The organism is Pseudomonas sp. UBA6323 (assembly GCF_002439135.1).
Lineage (GTDB): Bacteria > Pseudomonadota > Gammaproteobacteria > Pseudomonadales > Pseudomonadaceae > Aquipseudomonas.
The window spans coordinates 1-17,040 of the sequence record NZ_DJSX01000037.1; the positions used below are offsets into that span (position 1 = coordinate 1).

The following is a 17,040-nucleotide window of genomic DNA, read 5'->3' on the forward strand; positions in this document are numbered from 1 at the left end:
GGCGCGCCGCCGCGCTCGACCGCAGCCATGCGGCCACCGCACAGCTGGTCACGGGTCAGGCGCAGGTCCCGGCTCAGAGGACACATGATCAGGGCCAGGGAGGCCAGCGCCGCGCCGTACACCAGCCAGGAGCTCGCCGGCACCGGCAGCATGTCGCGGCGCAGCACGCGCAGCGGCGGCACGCGCCCGAGAGCCGCCAGCGGCGGCAGAGCGAAGCCGGCCAGCGCTACGAGGCCGGTAGCCCTCCCGGCGAGAGCGGGCCACAGGTCAGCAGGTGGCAGATCATCGGGGATCAGACCGCGTAACAGATAGAACAGCACGTGCTGGCCGGCCCAGCCGAGCAGCGCGCCGAGCACGCTGGCGATCAGCCCGAGCAGCGCCAGTTGCAGGCCGAACAGTGCCAGTGCTTCGCGTCGTGATAGACCGAGGCAGCGCAGCAGGGCGCTGGCGTCGAAGCGCCGCGCCGCGAAGCGTGCCGCTGACAGCGCCACCGCTACGCCTGCGAGCAGTACCGCCGCCAGGCTGGCCAGGTTCAGATAACGTTCGGCGCGGCCGAGCGCGCCACCGACCTGGCGATTGCCATCACGCGCATCGTCCAGGCGCTGATTGGGTTCCAGGCCAGCTTCGACGGCCTGACGGTAGGCCGCCAGTGCGTCGGCATCGCCGCGCCAGAGTTCGCGAAAGCGTACACGGCTGCCGGGTTGCACGACCTCGGTCGCAGCGAGGTCGTCCAGGTGCATCAGCACCCTCGGCGTCAGGCTATAGAAATCGCCAGCGGTGTCCGGGTCATAGGTCAGCACGCGGCTTAGACGCAGAGTCTTGGCGCCGATCTCCAGCTCGTCCCCTATCTTCAGGTTCAGCGCGACCATCAGACGTGCCTCGGCCCAGACCTCTCCCGGGCGCGGGCCGGAACCCACTTCCTCCGATGCGTAGGGCTCGGCTGCGCTTCGCAATTCACCGCGCAGCGGGTAAGCGTCGTTGGCTGCCTTGACGCTGGACAGCTGAATGCCATCCGCTGCGGCGACCACGCTGGAAAACTCCACCGCCTGGGCATGATCCAGGCCCAGCTTGAGGCCGGCATCGATCTGCTCCTGGCTGGCCGGCGTGCTGCCACTCAGGCGCAAGTCGGCAGCGAGAAATTCGCTGGCACGCAGCAGCATGGCGTCGTTCAGGCGCGCACTGAAGTAGCCGATGGCGCTGCTGGCCGCCACGGCTACCAGCAAGGCGAAGAACAGCACCCGCAACTCGCCGGCGCGGGCGTCGCGCAGCAGTTGGCGGGCAGCGAGCGAAAACAGGCGAGCGAAGGGCACGCGTTTCATCAGGGCTCCACGCGATCAATCAGATGCCCGCCTTCCAGGCGGATCAGGCGCTGGCAGCGGTGTGCCAGGCGTTCGTCATGGGTGACCAGCACAAGGGTGGTGCCACGCTCCTGGTTGAGCTGAAAGAGCAGGTCGCTGATGCGTTCGCCGGTATGGCTGTCGAGGTTGCCGGTGGGTTCGTCGGCGAACAGTACGTCCGGCTCGGCGGCGAAGGCGCGGGCGATGGCCACGCGCTGCTGTTCGCCGCCCGACAGCTGGCGTGGGTAGTGCGTCAGACGCTGGCCGAGGCCTACGCGTTCGAGCAATGCACGGGCGCGCTGGCGGGCATCGGCATGACCTTCCAGCTCCAGCGGCAGCATCACGTTTTCCAGCGCGTTGAGGCTGTCGAGCAGCTGGAACGACTGGAATACGAAGCCGACATGCTCGGCGCGCAGGCGTGCACGCTGGTCCTCATCGAGTTCGCTGAGGTTGTTGCCGGCCAGCAGCACGGCGCCGCCGCTGGGCAGGTCGAGGCCGGCGAGCAACCCGAGCAGGGTGGATTTGCCGGACCCGGAACTGCCGACGATGGCCAGGCTGTCGCCTTTGCTCAGTTCGAGATCGAGATCATGGAGGATGGTCAGCTCGCCTTCCGCGCTGCTGACCACTTTGCTAAGGTTCCGCGCAGCGAGAATGCTCGAAGTCATGGAGATTCCAAATGCGTGCATGGTGGCTCAGTGGTGCCTTGACCCTGATGTTCTGGGCTCAGGGAGCGGTTGCAGGCACCCTGCTTGTGGTCGGCGATAGTATCAGCGCCGCTTTTGGCCTGGATAGCCGGGTGGGATGGGTCGCGCTGCTGGAGAAACGCCTTCGGGAAGAGAGTTTCGAGCACTCCGTAGTTAACGCCTCGATTAGCGGCGACACCAGCGCAGGCGGCGCCGCACGGCTCTCTGCGCTACTTGCCGAACACAAGCCGGAGCTGGTCATCATCGAGCTGGGCGGCAACGACGGCCTGCGTGGCCAGCCCCCCGCACAATTGCAACAGAATCTTGCGTCGATGATCGACGCCTCGCAGTCGGCCGGTGCCGAAGTGCTGCTTCTGGGAATGCGCCTGCCCCCGAACTATGGTGCTCGCTACACCACGGCTTTTGCCCAGGTGTTCGCTGACCTGGCCGAGCAGAAGCAGGTTGCACTGGTGCCGTTCTTCCTCGAGGGTGTCGGTGGTGTGCCGGGGATGATGCAGGCCGATGGCATTCACCCGACTCAGGCCGCGCAGGCGGTGCTGCTGGATAATGCCTGGCCGGCGCTCAAGCCCTTGCTGTAACCGCCTCATCGCTGAGGGAAACTGAATGGCTGGAGGCTTTTCCGCCTCAAGCCTTTCGGCTAATGTGGCCGACCTGTCACGGAGCCCCAGATGCCGCGTCCCGCCTGGACCCTTTATGCCTATCAACTGATCGAGCCGGACGAGCAGCTGGATCTGTTCGCCTGCCGTGAGGTGCGCGTGCACCTGGTAGCTCGCCAATTGCGCCTGGGTGGGCATGCCGATCGTACATTGTGTGGCGGTTTGTTACCGGCGCAGCCACGATGGCGTGCGCTGGAAAAGGTCTGGCTGCGCGACCGCCGACTCTGTCCTGCCTGCCTGGCTACCTTCGAGGCGCAGCGTCAGGGTTTGTGCTCGAACTGGGCGGATGGCTGAGGTCTGCCAGGCGTTCCAACGGCGGTGTACAATCGCCGCAATATCACTCAACTCTTTTCAAGGTATTCCCGGATGTTGTCGCGCTTTTCTGCGGTCAACCGCTGCCTGACTCTGGTCGCCCTGTGCTCCAGTGCCGCAGCTCAGGCTCTCGAACTTCCACTGCCGCCGCCAGGCGAAGATGTGGTGGGCCAGGTACAAGTGATCACGGCCAAGTACGAGGACACTTTCGCCGATCTGGGAACGGCAAACGATCTTGGCTATCTGGAAATGGTCGCCGCCAACCCGGGCGTCGACCCCTGGCTGCCTGGCGAGGGCACCGAGGTTATCCTGCCGACGCGCTACGTGCTGCCGCCGGGCCCGCGCGAGGGCATCGTGATCAACCTGGCCGAGTATCGCCTGTACTACTTCCCGAAGGGGCAGAACGTGGTGCACACCTTTCCGCTGGGCATCGGCCGGGAAGGCTGGGGTTCGCCGCTGGGCACTGGCCGGGTGACGGTGAAGACGCCGAACCCGGCCTGGTATCCGCCCAAGTCCATTCGTGAAGAGCACGCTGCCGAGGGTGATATCCTGCCCACCGTGGTACCGCCTGGCCCGGATAATCCGCTGGGGCCGTACAAGATGACGCTGTCGTTCCCGGGTTACCTGATCCACGGTTCGAACAAGAAGTTCGGCATTGGCATGCGCGTCAGCCATGGCTGCTTCCGCATGCTCAACCACAACGTGCTGGAGCTGGCAGATATGGTGCCGGTCGGCACTCCGGTGCGCATTCTGAACGAGCCGTACAAGTTCGGCGTCAGTGGCGGCAAGATCTACCTGGAGGCCCACGCGCCGCTCGATGACGAGGGCGATCCGTCCGTTGTCGACAAACATACGGCGGTGATCAATGCATTGCTCAAGCGCGACGAACTCAGCGGCCTGCGCCTGGACTGGGAAATGGTCCGCGAAGTGGTCGCTGCCGAAGACGGCATGCCGGTGCCTATCGCCGCACAAACCGAGAGCGTGGTCGCCAGCAGCGACAACCCGTTCTGATCTTCGAGTCACTGAAAAGCCCGCCCGCAATCATGTCGGCGGGCTTTTTATTGCCTGATTGCTGGAGCTGTTCAGTGTCCGTCGCAGGCAATAAAAAAGCCGCCCCAGTTGCCTGGGACGGCTTTCGAAAAAACGAGTCGCAATTACTTGCGGCTGGCTTTTTCCAGCATGCGCAGAGCACGCTCGTTGGCTTCGTCAGCGGTCTGCTGAGCCTTCTGAGCAGCGGCCAGAGCTTCATCAGCCTTGCGGTAGGCTTCGTCGGCACGGGCTTGAGCGCGAGCAGCTGCGTCTTCGGTAGCAGTCAGACGAGCTTCGGTTTCTTTGGACATGCTGCTGCAACCGGTAGCCAGAACTGCGGCCAGAGCCAGAGCAGAGAATTTCAGAACGTTGTTCATCGTGTTCCCCTTGAGGTGGAGTTTTCCATAAAAAGCAATTCCCCAACTGCGGGAAATTAGCCGGCGTACATACTACCTATTAGTTTTAGTAAGTAAACGGAGCCAGGGCAAGAGTTGCAGTTTTTTTTCTTTGGCCCGGCGGCTATAGGGCACGGCTCACGGGGGCTGGCTAAAAAACAGTCAGTTACGCAATCCATACAGTAGCGTCTGTACGAACTGTTATAACTGTCCCGACTTGGAACTAAAACAATAAAGAGGGGAATGGCGATGCTTGGGAATTTGGGGCTCTTGCTGGGCCTGGCGCTACTTATCTTCATGGCGCTGCGCGGCGTGAACATTTTCATCGCGGCATTGCTGTGTTCGATGCTGGTGGCGCTGAGCAATGGTGTCGCTGTACCTCGTGCACTTCTTGAACACTTTCCATTCGGCCCACTGGGTGCGTTTACCTTTGCCGGCAAGTTCTTCGTGCTGTTTCTCTGCGGGGCGATCTTCGGCAAGGTCATGGCGGCCAGCCAGGCGGCCGGCAGTATCGCCCAGGCCATTACCCGCGGGCTGGGTACGCAGCGCACGCTGTGGGTGGCGATGCTGGTGTGTGCGGTGCTGACTTACGGTGGGGTGGTGGTGTTCGTGGTGATCTTCACCATGTATCCGCTGGGCATCACTCTGATGCGCGAAGCCAACCTGCCCAAGCGCCTGTTCTGCGCCGCCACGGCGCTCGGTGCCGGTACCTTCACCATGACGGCGTTACCCGGTTCGCCATCGATTCACAACGTGATCGCCGCCAGTGCGCTGGGTACCGACCTGTTCGCCGGTGCCTGGATCGGGCTGTTCGCTTCGCTGGTGATGATCGTCCTGGGTATGGCTTATCTGCAGCGGGAGTGGCGCCTGGCGCGCGAGCGTGGCGAGGGCTTCGAGCCCAACGCGCAGGACGAGCGCATGCAGCAGCTCGCCGGCGCACCAGGTAGTGGGCCGCACTGGGGCCTGGCGCTGGTGCCGATCATCGTGGTGCTGGGCATCATTCTCTTGCCGCGCCTGCTTGCCCTGTCAGGTGCGGTCGTGCCGGGCGAGGGTGCACTGGGTGGGCTGCTGAGCTTCAGTCAGGCGCAGCCGATTCTCTGGCCCAGTCTGGCCTTGGTGATCGCCACTGGCGTCGCAGTGCTGATGTTCCCGGCCTTGCGCCGCAATACCCTGGGTTTGCTGGGGCAGGGGGCGGACGACTCGATCATGCCGCTGTTGAATACGGCGGCGGTGATCGGCTTTGGTGGGGTCGTTACCCAGACTGCAGGTTTTGCCCAGTTCGCCCAATGGATACTGGCCGTGAACCTGCCGCCACTGCTGTCGGTGTTCGCCTCGGTCAGCGTGGTATCGGGGATCGTCGGTTCCTCTTCCGGTGGCTTGCAGATATTCATGCAGACCCTGGCGCCGCGCTACCTGGAAATGGGCGTGGAGCCGGAGGTGCTGCACCGTATCGCCAACATCACCGCCGGCGGCCTGGATTCGCTGCCGCATTGCGGCGCGGTGATCGCGATGCTGATGATCATGGGCTTGACGCACAGGCAGGCGTACAAGGACATCTTCGTCATCACGGTGCTGATCCCTGTGATAGCGGCGTTGCTCTGCATTGCGCTGTTGAGTATCTGATTGCCCGTGGCTGGGCCGTTCTGCGCCTGATAAGCTTGGCCGATCGCATGTGCAGAAGCAGTTTGCGCTTTTGCCAAAGCACCGGTATGAAGTAAAAGCAGATGCGCCGCTAACGGTTGCGGCTAGAGGAGTGAAGATGAGCGAGGGGTTGTCCATCCACCATGACCAGGCGAGTCACCAGTTCGTGACGACCGTCGATGGTGATCGTGCCTATCTGGCCTATATGGATCTGGGTAAGCAGACGTTGGACATCTACCGCACCTTCGTACCCAACGCCCTGCGTGGCCGCGGCATTGCTGCAGCACTCACCGAGCATGCCCTGCAGTATGCCGAGGGCAAGGGTTATACCGTGATTCCGTCCTGCTCCTACGTCGAGCGCTACATGGAGCGTCGTGCGCGGCATCAATAGGCGCAATGCTCAAGGGCGGCGAAACAATCCCGCCTGACGAACGAACAAGAAAACGCCGGGCATTGCCCGGCGTTTTCTTTGCCATGTTGTCTTCAGCCGCGAGAACGCTTGGGCAGCACATCCTTGAGCTTGGCGTGCATGCTGCGCAGGCTCTTCTCGGTGGCCTCCCAGTCGATGCAGGCATCGGTGATGGATACACCGTACTTGAGGTCGCACAGATCCTTCGGAATCGACTGATTGCCCCAGCCCAGGTGGCTCTCGACCATCAGGCCGACGATGGAGTTGTTGCCTTCGAGGATCTGGTTGGCCACGTTCTCCAGCACCAGCGGCTGCAGGGCCGGGTCCTTGTTGGAGTTAGCGTGGCTGCAGTCGACCATGATGTTCGGACGTATGCCGGCTTTGGTCAGTTCCTGCTCACAAATGGCGACACTGACCGAATCGTAGTTGGGCTTGCCGTTGCCGCCGCGCAGTACCACGTGACCGTATGCGTTGCCCTTGGTGGTGACGATGGACACGCCGCCTTCCTGGTTGATGCCAAGGAAACGGTGCGGGCTGGAGACCGACTGCAGCGCGTTGATCGCCACGGTCAGGCCGCCGTCTGTACCGTTCTTGAAACCGACGGCCGAGGACAGGCCCGAGGCCATTTCGCGGTGGGTCTGGGATTCGGTGGTACGGGCGCCGATGGCCGACCAGCTGATCAGATCCTGCAAGTACTGCGGGGAAATCGGATCGAGAGCCTCGGTGGCGGTGGGCAGGCCCATTTCTGCGAGGTCGCGCAGCAGTTGACGGCCGATGTGCAGGCCATCCTGGATCTTGAACGAGTCATCCAGATATGGGTCGTTGATCAGGCCTTTCCAGCCGACCGTGGTGCGCGGCTTCTCGAAGTACACGCGCATGACCAGAAACAGGCTGTCGGACAGCTCGGCAGCCAGCACCTTGAGGCGCTCGGCATACTCGTGAGCGGCCTTGATGTCGTGAATGGAGCAGGGGCCGACGACCACGAACAGGCGATGATCCTTGCCGTCGAGGATATCGCGTACCACCTGGCGACCATGGGCGACGGTCTTCAGTGCGGCATCGGTCAGGGGGATTTCGCGTTTCAGCTGATCGGGGGTGATCAGGGTTTCGTTGGAAGCGACGTTGAGGTCGTCGATCGGTAAATCTGCCATCGTGCTATTCATCGGGTCAGGTCGTCAGGTCACGGGTGCCGGCCGCCAGCGATCCCCTATGGCGGTGCACAGCTAGTTGGCGCAGGGGGAGCCGAACCTTAGCGCGTACAGGGCTGCGCGACAATGGGCGTTAAGTTCAATGGGACTCATCGATTGGCAATGAAGTGACTTGATAGCGGACCGGTGAGGGCTGCGCCGTGCTCAAGCCAGATAGGGAAACCCGGCGGCATGCTTGGCGATCCAGTCCTGGGCGCATTGCTCGATGGCGATGGCCTGGCCGGATTCCTGCTCAAGTTGCTGGCGGTAATGCTGGATCTGGCAGACCTGTTCGACCATGCGCGCGCGGAACAAGGTGTCCTCATCGAGGAAGGCGATGCCCACCAGGTAATCGTTTTCCTGGCGCCGACACCAGGCCACCACCCGGGGATAGCGCGCCTGATCGCCTAGCAGTGGGATACGCAATTCGATTGAAGTACCGCGGCGAAAGCCGCGTAACGAGTTGCATGCAACCCCGCCCAGGCTGATATTGTTCAGCCGTTGCCGGGGAATGCAGGCCTGTCTGCGCAGGATCAGTTCCACCGGCATGTCGCTTGGATGACGCAGAAACTTACGCATGAACACCGACCTCGAATGCAGGCAAACTGATATCAGTGGATTCAGTATAGCGACACAACTGGAATTGACCGATCTGGATGCTGACCGCCGCCTGCTTGATCTTCCCGGTACCTCGCTACTGGTGTTCACTAGCACGGGCTGTGCCAGCTGTCGTTGGGCGCGCCAGGCACTGCCTGGCATGGCGCTTCCGGTCGAGCGCCTGTGCTGGATCGATGCCGGGCACAACGCCGGATTGGTGACACGCTACGAGGTTTTCCATCTGCCCTCGTTATTTCTGGTCAAGGATGGCCATTTCTTTGGCGCATTGCAGGCGCACCTTACCCATTCCGATCTGCTGACCGCCATTGGTGAGGCTCTGCTTCGCCCGGCTGAGGAGCTTCCCTGATGTCCCAATCCCCCGCGCCGCGCATCGGCATCATCGGCACCGGTGCCATCGGCGGCTTCTACGGCATGCTGCTGGTACGTGCCGGGCATGACGTGCACTTTTTGCTGCGCAGCGAATACGCCGCGGTTGTCGAGCGTGGCCTGCAACTGAACAGCAGCGTGCATGGCGCCCTGCACCTGGCGCCAGTGCAGGCCTATCAGCATATCGATGACATGCCGCAATGCGACTGGCTGCTGGTGGGAGCCAAGACCACGGCCAATGCCGAGCTGGCGCCGTTGATCGCCAAGGCCACGGCGCCTGGCGCCAAGGTGGTGCTGTTACAGAACGGCCTGGCGGTGGAGGATGAGTTGCGTCCGCTGCTGAGTGACGATCTGCACCTGCTGGGTGGGCTCTGCTACATCTGCGTTCACCGCAGTGCGCCGGGTGTGATCGAGCATCAGGCTTTGGGGGCGATCAATCTGGCCTACCACTCTGGGCCGCAGGATGACGACGAGGCGCGCCTGGCGCTGGCCGAGGAGGGCGCGAGCCTGCTGCGCAGCACCGGCCTGGACTCTGCAGGGATGCGTGACCTGGCGCAGACGCGCTGGCAGAAACTGGTGTGGAACATCCCGTACAACGGTCTGTCGGTGTTGCTCGATGCCGACACGCAGCGCCTGATGGGCAACGCCGATAGCCGCGCTCTGATCGGCGACATGATGCAGGAAGTGGTGCAGGCCGCCTGGGCGCTGGGTTACACGATGCCGGAAAACTATGCGGACAAACTGCTGGCGGCGACGCAGCGCATGCCCGATTACCTGCCGAGCATGTACCACGACTTCGCCCAGGGGCGGACAGCCGAGCTGCACGCTATCTATGAAGCGCCGCTGGCGGCTGCGGATGCGGCGGGTTTCGACATGCCCAAGGTGCGCGCCCTGTATCAGGCGCTACGTTTCATTCAGGCTCGCCGGGAGGCCTAAGCATGGGCAAGGGGCTGGGGGACAAGCTGGTGCTGGCGATTTCCTCGCGGGCGCTGTTCGATCTGAGCGAAAGCCATCAGATCTACGAAAGCGAAGGGGTGGAAGCCTATCGTCGCTATCAGATCGAACATGAGGACGAAGTGCTGATGCCTGGGGACGCCTTCCCGCTGGTGGAGAAGCTGCTCGGGTTGAACGCACGGCTCAGCGATCAGCGCGTTGAGGTCATCCTGGTGTCGCGCAACAGTGCCGATACCGGCCTGCGTGCGTTCAACTCCATCCAGCACTACGGCCTCGGCATTTCCCGCGCCGCCTTCGTTGGCGGTCGCAGCCCCGATCCTTACCTGGCGGCCTTTGGCTGCCACCTGTTTCTGTCCACCCACGCCGACGATGTGCGCAATGCGCTGAAAGCCGGTTTCGGTGCGGCCACGCTGCTTTCCGGCGGTACCCGCCGGGCCAACAGTAATGAGCTACGTATTGCCTTCGATGGCGATGCCGTGCTGTTTTCCGATGACTCCGAGCGCGTCTATCAGAGTGGCGGCCTTAACGCCTTTCAGGATCACGAGCGTGAGTCCGCTCGGCAGGCCCTGCCAGGTGGGCCGTTCAAGCCGTTTCTTGCCGCGTTGCATGCGCTGCAGCAGGAGTTTCCCGAAGCTGAATGTCCGATTCGTACGGCGCTCGTCACTGCCCGCTCGGCGCCGGCCCACGAGCGGGTGATCCGCACGCTGCGCGAGTGGAACATCCGCCTGGACGAATCCTTCTTCCTGGGCGGTCTGGACAAGTCTGCGGTGCTGGAAGCCTTCGCCGCCGACGTGTTCTTCGACGACCAGACTGGCCACTGCGAAAGGGCTCGCCAGGTGGTGGCGACCGGTCACGTCCCTCATGGTGTGAGCAACGAATTGCTGCCTTGACCCTGATACAGGCACGCAGGTGCCTGTATATAGCCATTCGTCCTAAATAACCTCGCCGATCTTGCTTTGTCTGATGCGCTGCTAAGCTCAATCAAGGGCCTGCGCCAGCAGTCGAGGAGGCCGCGTGATCCGCTCGATACTTTATGCCACCGATCTGGGGCTTTATGCCTCCTACGTGCTGCAACATGCCCTCGCACTGACGCGCAGCTTCCAGGCCGACCTGTATGTAGTACACGCGGTGGAGCCCATGGGCCTGTTCGCCGAATCCGTGCTGCAGACCTATCTGGACGAGGACACGCTTGCAGAGCTTCGCCGTACCGGGCTGAACACAGTCATGGCCAGCATCGAGCAGCGGGTACTGGAGGGCTTCCGTGACGAGCTGGGTGACGGTCAGCAGGATCTTCAACTGATACGTGCGGTGCGGGTGCTGCAAGGGGACCCGCCGGCGGTGATTCTCGAGGAGGCGCAGAAACTTGGAGTGGATCTGCTGGTCGTAGGCAGTCACAGCCATGGCACTGACCTGACCATACCGCTGGGGCGCACGGCAGCGCGAATCGTGCAGTTGTCGGAGGTGCCGGTGTATCTGGTGCCCATGCTCCAGCATCGTGGACATGGCGATCTATAAAGGGGGATGTGTAAAAAAGTTCTAGGCTATTCCAATAAACCAACAATATGGTTATATACGGCATTGGCGGCTGTTGACCTGCCTTATTGCTCTGAGGGAAACATATGAAGCTTCAGCAATTGCGCTACATTTGGGAAGTTGCGCACCACGACCTCAACGTATCGGCTACCGCTCAGAGCCTTTACACCTCGCAACCAGGGATCAGCAAGCAGATTCGCTTGCTCGAGGATGAGCTGGGCGTGGAAGTTTTCGCCCGCAGCGGCAAGCACCTGACCCGCGTGACCCCAGCCGGGGAGCGCATCATCACCACCGCCGGCGAGATTCTGCGCAAGGTCGAAAGCATCAAGCAAATCGCCCAGGAGTTCTCCAACGAGAAGAAGGGCACGCTGTCCATCGCCACTACCCACACCCAGGCGCGCTACGCCTTGCCGCCGGTGATCAGTGCCTTCATCAAGCAGTACCCGGACGTGTCACTGCACATGCATCAGGGCACGCCGACGCAGATCGCCGAGATGGCCGCCGATGGCAGTGTCGATTTCGCCATCGCCACCGAAGGCCTGGAACTGTTCAACGACCTGATCATGATGCCGTGCTACCGCTGGAACCGCTGCGTGGTGGTGCCGCAGGGGCACCCGTTGACCAAGCTGCCGAAGCTCACCCTCGAAGCACTGGCCGAGCACCCCATCGTCACCTACGTGTTCGGTTTCACCGGGCGCTCGAAGCTGGATGAAGCCTTCAATCATCGCGGTCTGACGCCCAAGGTGGTATTCACCGCAGCCGACGCCGACGTGATCAAGACCTACGTGCGCCTTAACCTGGGCGTCGGCATCGTGGCCAAGATGGCCGTCGACCCCAAGCTGGACCCGGATCTGGTGGTGCTCGACGCCGACGAGTTGTTCGAGCCCAGCGTGACCAAGATCGGTTTTCGTCGCGGCACCTTCCTGCGCGGCTTCATGTGCGATTTCATCGAACGTTTCGCCCCGCACCTGACCCGTGACATGCTGGCCAAAGCCGTGCAGTGCCACAACAAGTCCGAACTCGAAGACCTGTTCGCGGGTGTCGAGTTGCCGATGCACTGAGCCAGACGCTGAAACGAAACATGGCGCCCTTGGGCGCCATGTTCGTTCCAGCCAGTGCCAATCAGTGGCTGAGGTGCAGGCCGCACTCGCGATTATCTTCACCCTTGGTCGGGTCGTAGTAATCGAACTCGTTCGGCAGGTCGTGAGCGACCAGGTACTGGTAGAGGTCCTTGGAGGACCAATGCAGCAGCGGGGCGATCTTGATCAGGCCGTCCGGGTTGATGCTGATGGGGTCCATCTGCGCACGCACGGCCGTGTCGGTGGCGCGCAGGGCGGTGAACCAGACGCTCGGTGCGGTCTCGCGCAGGGCGCGGGCGAACGGCTCGAGCTTCACTTCTTCGGTAAACGCGGCGTGGCGCGGATCATCCAGGCCAGGCAGGGGACCGTCGATGGCCTCGCGATGCGCACGCGAACGCTTGGGCAGGTAAGTGATCAGGTTGAGGCCCAGCTTGCGCGTCACCTCGTCGGCGAAGCGGTAGGTGGCGTCGGTGTTGTAGCCGCTGTCCATCCAGACCACCGGAATATCCGGTTTGACCTGGCTGACCATATGCAGGATCACCGCTTCGAACGGGCGGAAGTTGGTGGTGCAAATGGCGGGTTTGCCCAGTCCGATGGCCCACTGCACCAGCTTTTCAGGCTGGTTGCCGAATTCGGCGTTGAGCGCGTCCAGGTCGAGTTCCATGTTGAGGACTCCAGATCGTGTGCGTGAGGGCGCGATGGTAACAAAGCCCGGTTATGCGGCTAAATAACTAAGGCGCTTGATGTCCTTCGTTCCAGTTATAAGCAGGTCGCATTGCGCCAGCCAAGCCCAGCGGCTAGAGTGCCGGCTCCTTTTTGGCTCAACCGAGGAGTGGCCTGTGGAAATCGCGTGTCTCGACCTGGAAGGTGTACTGGTCCCCGAAATCTGGATCGCCTTTGCGGAAAAAACCGGCATCGAGTCGCTCAAGGCGACCACCCGCGACATCCCCGATTACGACGTGCTGATGCAGCAGCGCCTGCGCATCCTCGACGAGCACGGTCTGAAGCTGAAGGACATTCAGGACGTGATCGCCACGCTCAAGCCGCTCGAGGGCGCCGTCGAGTTCGTCGACTGGCTGCGCGAGCGCTTCCAGGTTGTGATTCTCTCCGACACGTTCTACGAGTTCTCCCAGCCGCTGATGCGCCAGCTCGGTTTCCCGACCCTGCTGTGCCACCGTCTGATCACCGACGAGAACGATCGCGTGGTCAGCTACCAGCTGCGCCAGAAGGACCCCAAGCGCCAGTCGGTCATTGCCTTCAAGAGCCTGTACTACCGCGTGATCGCGGCGGGTGATTCTTACAACGACACCACCATGCTCAGCGAAGCCCACGCCGGTATCCTGTTCCACGCGCCGGACAACGTGATCCGCGAGTTCCCGCAGTTCCCGGCGGTGCACACCTATAGGGATCTGAAGCAGGAATTTCTCAAGGCATCGAACCGCAAGCTGAGTCTGTAAGGCCGATGAATAAACGCCGCGATTTCGCGGCGTTTTCGTTAGTCCAGCTTGTTCGGCAGACGCTCCAGCGTCTCCAGCAGCACCTTCACCTTGGTGATCGACTCCTGGTACTCGGCCTGCCAGTGGGAGTCGGCAACGATGCCGCCACCGCCCCAGCAACTGACCTTGCCATCCTTGACCAGCAGGCTGCGGATGGCGATGGAGCTGTCCATCTCGCCGCGCACGTCGAGATACAGCAGTGAGCCGCAGTAGAGTCCGCGCCGGGTCGGCTCCAGCCCGTCGATGATCTGCATGGCGCGGATCTTCGGTGCGCCGGTGATTGAGCCGCCCGGGAAACTGCCGGCGATCAGGTCCAGCGCATCCTTGTCGGGCGCCAGCTCGGCGGTCACGCAACTGACCAGATGATGCACGTTGGGATAGCTTTCCAGGGCGAACAGCTCCGGCACCTTGACCGAGCCGGTACGGCAGCTGCGGCCGAGATCATTGCGCAGCAGATCGACGATCATCAGATTCTCGGCGCGGTCCTTGCGGCTGGCCAGCAGTTCCTGCGCCTGCGCCTGGTCATCCTCGGCATCTTCGCCACGGCGCCGGGTGCCCTTGATCGGACGTGTTTCCACCTGGCCGGCGCTGACCTTGAGAAAACGCTCCGGCGACAGGCTGAGAATGGCGTTGCCATCTCCCAGGCTTTGGAAGCCTGAGAAGGGCGTGGGGCAGGCCTGGCGCAGCGCCAGGTAAGCCGTCCACGGATCGCCTGCGCAGGGTGCCTGAAAGCGCTGGGCGAAATTCACCTGATAACAGTCGCCCGCGAGAATGTAGCTCTGGATGCATTCGATCGCCTGGCGATAGCGGTGCTGGTCGATATCGGCCTGGAACGGCTGACTCAGGTGGAAGGGCGCAAGATCCTCGCTGTACGGTGCTTCGAACAGCGCCTGCAGGCGCTGGCGCTCCGCGTTCGGCAGGCTCGGGTGAAACAGCAGGGCGCTGGTGCTAAGCTGGTGATCGCTGATCAGCGCCCAGGCGTAGAGACCGAACCGAGCATCCTCGAGGCCCAGATCGTCGACGCTCTGCTCGGGCAGCGCTTCCAGGCGACGACCGAAATCGTAGGACAGGTAACCGATCAGGCCGCCGACGAATGGCATGGCCTGCTGTGCCGGCGCCTCTGCATGGCCAAGGCTCTGCAGCGCGTCGCGCAGGCGTTGCAGGAAAGCGCTGGCCGGTTCGTCGGCCACTGGCGCCAGTTCGGCCAATGGCCAGGCGCTCATCAGGTCATAGCGGCCGCGCTCGGCATTCGGGCGCCCGGCATCCAGCAGTACCGCGCCGGGAGCCTGACGAATGCGCCGGAAGTAGTCGCTGGGGTCTGTCCGGTAAGGAAGGGGGTGCAGGGAGCAGCTGGGCATGCGTGGCAGTCGGAAGGCTAGAAAGGGCGATTGTAGTCCGCTGCCAGTATTCATCCTAGCGCCGCATGTTGCAGCTGTGCTGCTGATGCCTGGCGTACGATGCGACTGCTCAGCATGCGCTGTGGGCGCCAGTATCGGCAGCGCATAAAGACCTGATAAGCCGTTGCCCTTGGAGATGAAGGTGTGTGCAAGCGAGTGACAGCGCGCAGCCTGGATTTTCTACAGGACGACCCGGCCTGTCGCGAGGCCGCAGCGACCTCGCGACGGGCCAGGCGTGCGTCAGACTTCCTTACTGACGATATGGCCGAACAGCTCCTGGGAGAAACGCACGCGCTCTTCGGCGTCTTCCTGAATGCCCTTGGCCTTCAGTTCTTCCAGGCGGGCTTCGACAGCGTGAGCGCGGTGGGTCAAACCACAGTCATTGGCGATCTGGATATTCAGGCCGGGGCGGGCGTTGAGCTCGAGAATCAGCGGGCCCTTGTCCTGATCCAGCACCATGTCCACGCCGATGTAACCCAGGCCGCACAACTCGTAGCAGCCGGCGGCGAGTTTCATGAAGCCATCCCAGTTCGGCAATTGCACACCGTCCACCGCGTTGGTGGTGTCCGGGTGCTTGCTGATCTTGTTGTTCAGCCAGGTGCCGCGCAGGGTCACGCCGGTGGCCAAGTCGACACCCACGCCGATGGCCCCCTGGTGCAGGTTGGCCTTGCCGTTGGACTGACGCGTCGGCAGGCGCAGCATGGCCATCACCGGATAGCCCATCAGCACGATGATGCGGATGTCCGGCACGCCTTCGTAGCTGATGCTCTTGAAGATGGTGTCCGGGGTCACGCGGTACTCGATCAGGGCGCGGTCACGGTGGCCGCCGAGCGAGTACAGGCCGGAGAGGATGCTGGAGATCTGTTGCTCCAGCTCATCGTGGCTGACGATCTTGCCGGACACCGTCTTGAAACGGTCCTCGAAACGGTCGGCGATGACCATGATGCCGTCACCGCCGGCGCCCTGTGCCGGCTTGATGACGAAGTCGGTGCGTCCCTCGATGATCTTGTGGAGGTTCTCGATGCCTTTCTCGGTCTCGATGATGCCGTACAGCTCGGGCACATCGATGCCGGCCTCGATGGCCCGCTCCTTGGTGATGATCTTGTCGTCGACGATAGGGTACAGGTGCCGTTTGTTGTACTTCAGCACGTAGTCCGCATTGCGTCGGTTGATGCCCATGATGCCTTTGGCTTCAAGGGCCTTCCACGTCTTGATCAGGCCGAACATGGTCTTAGTCCTTGAGGAAGGCTTTGAAGCGGAACAGTTCGGTCAGGCGGTAGCCGCGGTAGCGACCCATCGCCAGCATGAAGCCCACCAGAATCAGCAGGATCGCCGGGAAGGTGAATACGAAGTACACCAGCTCCGGCACGCTCATCAGCAGGTGCGCGATGGTGGCGGCGAACAGGGTGCCGATGGCGACCTTGAACGCGTGGCTGCCGCCGCGCTCTTCCCAGGTGATCGACAGGCGTTCGATGGTCATGGTCAGAATCACCATCGGGAACAGCGCTACCGACAGACCGCGCTCCAGGCCCAGCTTGTGGCTGAACAGGCTGATGGCGGCGATCAGCACCACGACGAAGGTCAGAACCACCGACAGGCGCGGCAGCATCTGCAGCTTCAGATGCTCCAGATAGGAACGCAACGACAGACCGAGCGCAGTGATCACGGTAAACAGGAAGATGCCGAAGCCCAGCTGGGTTTCGCGGAAGGCCAGGGCGATCAGTACCGGGGTGAAGGTACCCAGCGTCTGCAGGCCGCCGAGGTTGCGCAGGATCAGGATGACCAACACGCCGATCGGGATCATGACCATGATCATGAAGGTCTGCTGGGTCTGCAGCGGCAAGCCGTACAGCGAGTATTCGAGGAAGCTGGCGTCGGTGTTCTCATCGGTCAGCTTGGCCAGGCGAATGGCGTTCATCTCGCTGTT

At 62.4% G+C, this 17,040-nt stretch carries 20 protein-coding genes; 11 read left to right on the forward strand and 9 right to left on the reverse strand.

All coding sequences use genetic code 11. From position 1 onward, the window contains the following. The coding region (locus tag B3P22_RS08220) for an FtsX-like permease family protein (protein ID WP_349681627.1) at positions 1-1,319 on the reverse strand (1,319 nt) is incomplete at its 3' end. Beyond that, on the reverse strand, positions 1,319-2,002 hold the full coding sequence (locus B3P22_RS08225; protein ID WP_296270618.1) for an ABC transporter ATP-binding protein: 684 nt from the start codon (positions 2,000-2,002) through the stop codon (positions 1,319-1,321). The genes B3P22_RS08220 and B3P22_RS08225, both read right to left, overlap by 1 nt. A gap of 11 nt (positions 2,003-2,013) precedes the next feature. Here B3P22_RS08225 and B3P22_RS08230 point away from each other — a divergent pair, with 11 nt between their 5' ends. The 3 genes from B3P22_RS08230 to B3P22_RS08240 all read left to right on the forward strand — a co-directional run bounded on the left by B3P22_RS08230 (position 2,014) and on the right by B3P22_RS08240 (position 4,020). Beyond that, complete coding sequence (locus tag B3P22_RS08230) at positions 2,014-2,619, forward strand: arylesterase (protein ID WP_296270619.1); 606 nt, start codon at positions 2,014-2,016, stop codon at positions 2,617-2,619. A gap of 90 nt (positions 2,620-2,709) precedes the next feature. After that, positions 2,710-2,991: a hypothetical protein gene (locus tag B3P22_RS08235; protein WP_197855830.1), complete on the forward strand. Its 282-nt coding sequence runs from the start codon at positions 2,710-2,712 to the stop codon at positions 2,989-2,991. Positions 2,992-3,063: 72 nt separating this feature from the next. Continuing rightward, complete coding sequence (locus B3P22_RS08240; RefSeq protein WP_197855829.1) at positions 3,064-4,020, forward strand: L,D-transpeptidase family protein; 957 nt, start codon at positions 3,064-3,066, stop codon at positions 4,018-4,020. Positions 4,021-4,163: 143 nt separating this feature from the next. Here the strand turns inward: B3P22_RS08240 and oprI are convergent, their stop codons facing one another. Then, positions 4,164-4,415: an outer membrane lipoprotei OprI gene (gene oprI / locus B3P22_RS08245; RefSeq protein ID WP_003239826.1), complete on the reverse strand. Its 252-nt coding sequence runs from the start codon at positions 4,413-4,415 to the stop codon at positions 4,164-4,166. Between the two features lie 267 nt (positions 4,416-4,682). Here oprI and B3P22_RS08250 point away from each other — a divergent pair, with 267 nt between their 5' ends. Together B3P22_RS08250 and B3P22_RS08255 are read left to right on the forward strand one after the other, a co-directional pair. After that, positions 4,683-6,056, forward strand: a complete 1,374-nt coding sequence (locus B3P22_RS08250; RefSeq protein WP_296270620.1) for a GntP family permease — start codon at positions 4,683-4,685, stop codon at positions 6,054-6,056. 136 nt (positions 6,057-6,192) lie between these two features. Beyond that, the gene (locus B3P22_RS08255) at positions 6,193-6,465 is read left to right on the forward strand and encodes a GNAT family N-acetyltransferase (RefSeq protein ID WP_013715766.1); all 273 of its coding nucleotides are present in this window, start codon (positions 6,193-6,195) and stop codon (positions 6,463-6,465) included. Positions 6,466-6,557: 92 nt separating this feature from the next. On the opposite strand, the gene B3P22_RS08260 is transcribed toward B3P22_RS08255, so the two are convergent. Further along, positions 6,558-7,634 carry a 3-deoxy-7-phosphoheptulonate synthase gene (locus B3P22_RS08260; RefSeq protein WP_197855827.1) on the reverse strand — a complete coding sequence of 359 codons (1,077 nt, stop codon included), beginning with the start codon at positions 7,632-7,634 and terminating at the stop codon, positions 6,558-6,560. A gap of 201 nt (positions 7,635-7,835) precedes the next feature. Further along, on the reverse strand, positions 7,836-8,249 hold the full coding sequence (locus B3P22_RS08265; protein ID WP_296270621.1) for a PilZ domain-containing protein: 414 nt from the start codon (positions 8,247-8,249) through the stop codon (positions 7,836-7,838). Here B3P22_RS08265 and B3P22_RS08270 point away from each other — a divergent pair. The 5 genes from B3P22_RS08270 to cysB all read left to right on the forward strand — a co-directional run bounded on the left by B3P22_RS08270 (position 8,248) and on the right by cysB (position 12,202). After that, entirely contained in the window at positions 8,248-8,634 is a 387-nt protein-coding gene (locus B3P22_RS08270) for a thioredoxin (protein ID WP_296270622.1), read from the forward strand. The two genes, B3P22_RS08265 and B3P22_RS08270, sit on opposite strands and share 2 nt — an antisense overlap. Continuing rightward, positions 8,634-9,590, forward strand: coding sequence for a putative 2-dehydropantoate 2-reductase (locus B3P22_RS08275; RefSeq protein WP_296270623.1), 957 nt, complete (start codon positions 8,634-8,636; stop codon positions 9,588-9,590). The genes B3P22_RS08270 and B3P22_RS08275 overlap by 1 nt, the downstream gene beginning before the upstream one ends. A gap of 2 nt (positions 9,591-9,592) precedes the next feature. Next, positions 9,593-10,498, forward strand: coding sequence for a 5'-nucleotidase (locus B3P22_RS08280; protein ID WP_197855823.1), 906 nt, complete (start codon positions 9,593-9,595; stop codon positions 10,496-10,498). A gap of 124 nt (positions 10,499-10,622) precedes the next feature. Beyond that, positions 10,623-11,123, forward strand: a complete 501-nt coding sequence (locus tag B3P22_RS08285; protein WP_197855822.1) for a universal stress protein — start codon at positions 10,623-10,625, stop codon at positions 11,121-11,123. Positions 11,124-11,227: 104 nt separating this feature from the next. Continuing rightward, positions 11,228-12,202: an HTH-type transcriptional regulator CysB gene (cysB, locus tag B3P22_RS08290; protein ID WP_296270624.1), complete on the forward strand. Its 975-nt coding sequence runs from the start codon at positions 11,228-11,230 to the stop codon at positions 12,200-12,202. 61 nt (positions 12,203-12,263) lie between these two features. On the opposite strand, the gene B3P22_RS08295 is transcribed toward cysB, so the two are convergent. Further along, positions 12,264-12,884, reverse strand: coding sequence for a phosphoadenosine phosphosulfate reductase family protein (locus tag B3P22_RS08295; protein ID WP_296270625.1), 621 nt, complete (start codon positions 12,882-12,884; stop codon positions 12,264-12,266). A gap of 175 nt (positions 12,885-13,059) precedes the next feature. On the opposite strand from B3P22_RS08295, the gene thrH reads away from it, so the two are divergent. Beyond that, the gene (gene thrH / locus B3P22_RS08300; protein ID WP_296270626.1) at positions 13,060-13,677 is read left to right on the forward strand and encodes a bifunctional phosphoserine phosphatase/homoserine phosphotransferase ThrH; all 618 of its coding nucleotides are present in this window, start codon (positions 13,060-13,062) and stop codon (positions 13,675-13,677) included. 38 nt (positions 13,678-13,715) lie between these two features. Here the strand turns inward: thrH and pabB are convergent, their stop codons facing one another. The 3 genes from pabB to B3P22_RS08315 form a co-directional block, all read right to left on the reverse strand. Beyond that, a complete protein-coding gene (pabB, locus tag B3P22_RS08305; RefSeq protein ID WP_296270627.1) occupies positions 13,716-15,074 on the reverse strand; it encodes an aminodeoxychorismate synthase component I in 1,359 nt (452 codons plus the stop codon). A 279-nt stretch (positions 15,075-15,353) separates the two neighbouring features. Then, on the reverse strand, positions 15,354-16,340 hold the full coding sequence (locus B3P22_RS08310) for an alpha-L-glutamate ligase-like protein (RefSeq protein WP_275545218.1): 987 nt from the start codon (positions 16,338-16,340) through the stop codon (positions 15,354-15,356). 4 nt (positions 16,341-16,344) lie between these two features. Continuing rightward, a partial coding sequence (locus B3P22_RS08315; RefSeq protein ID WP_296270628.1) for a 7TM domain-containing protein occupies positions 16,345-17,040 on the reverse strand: 696 nt, incomplete at its 5' end.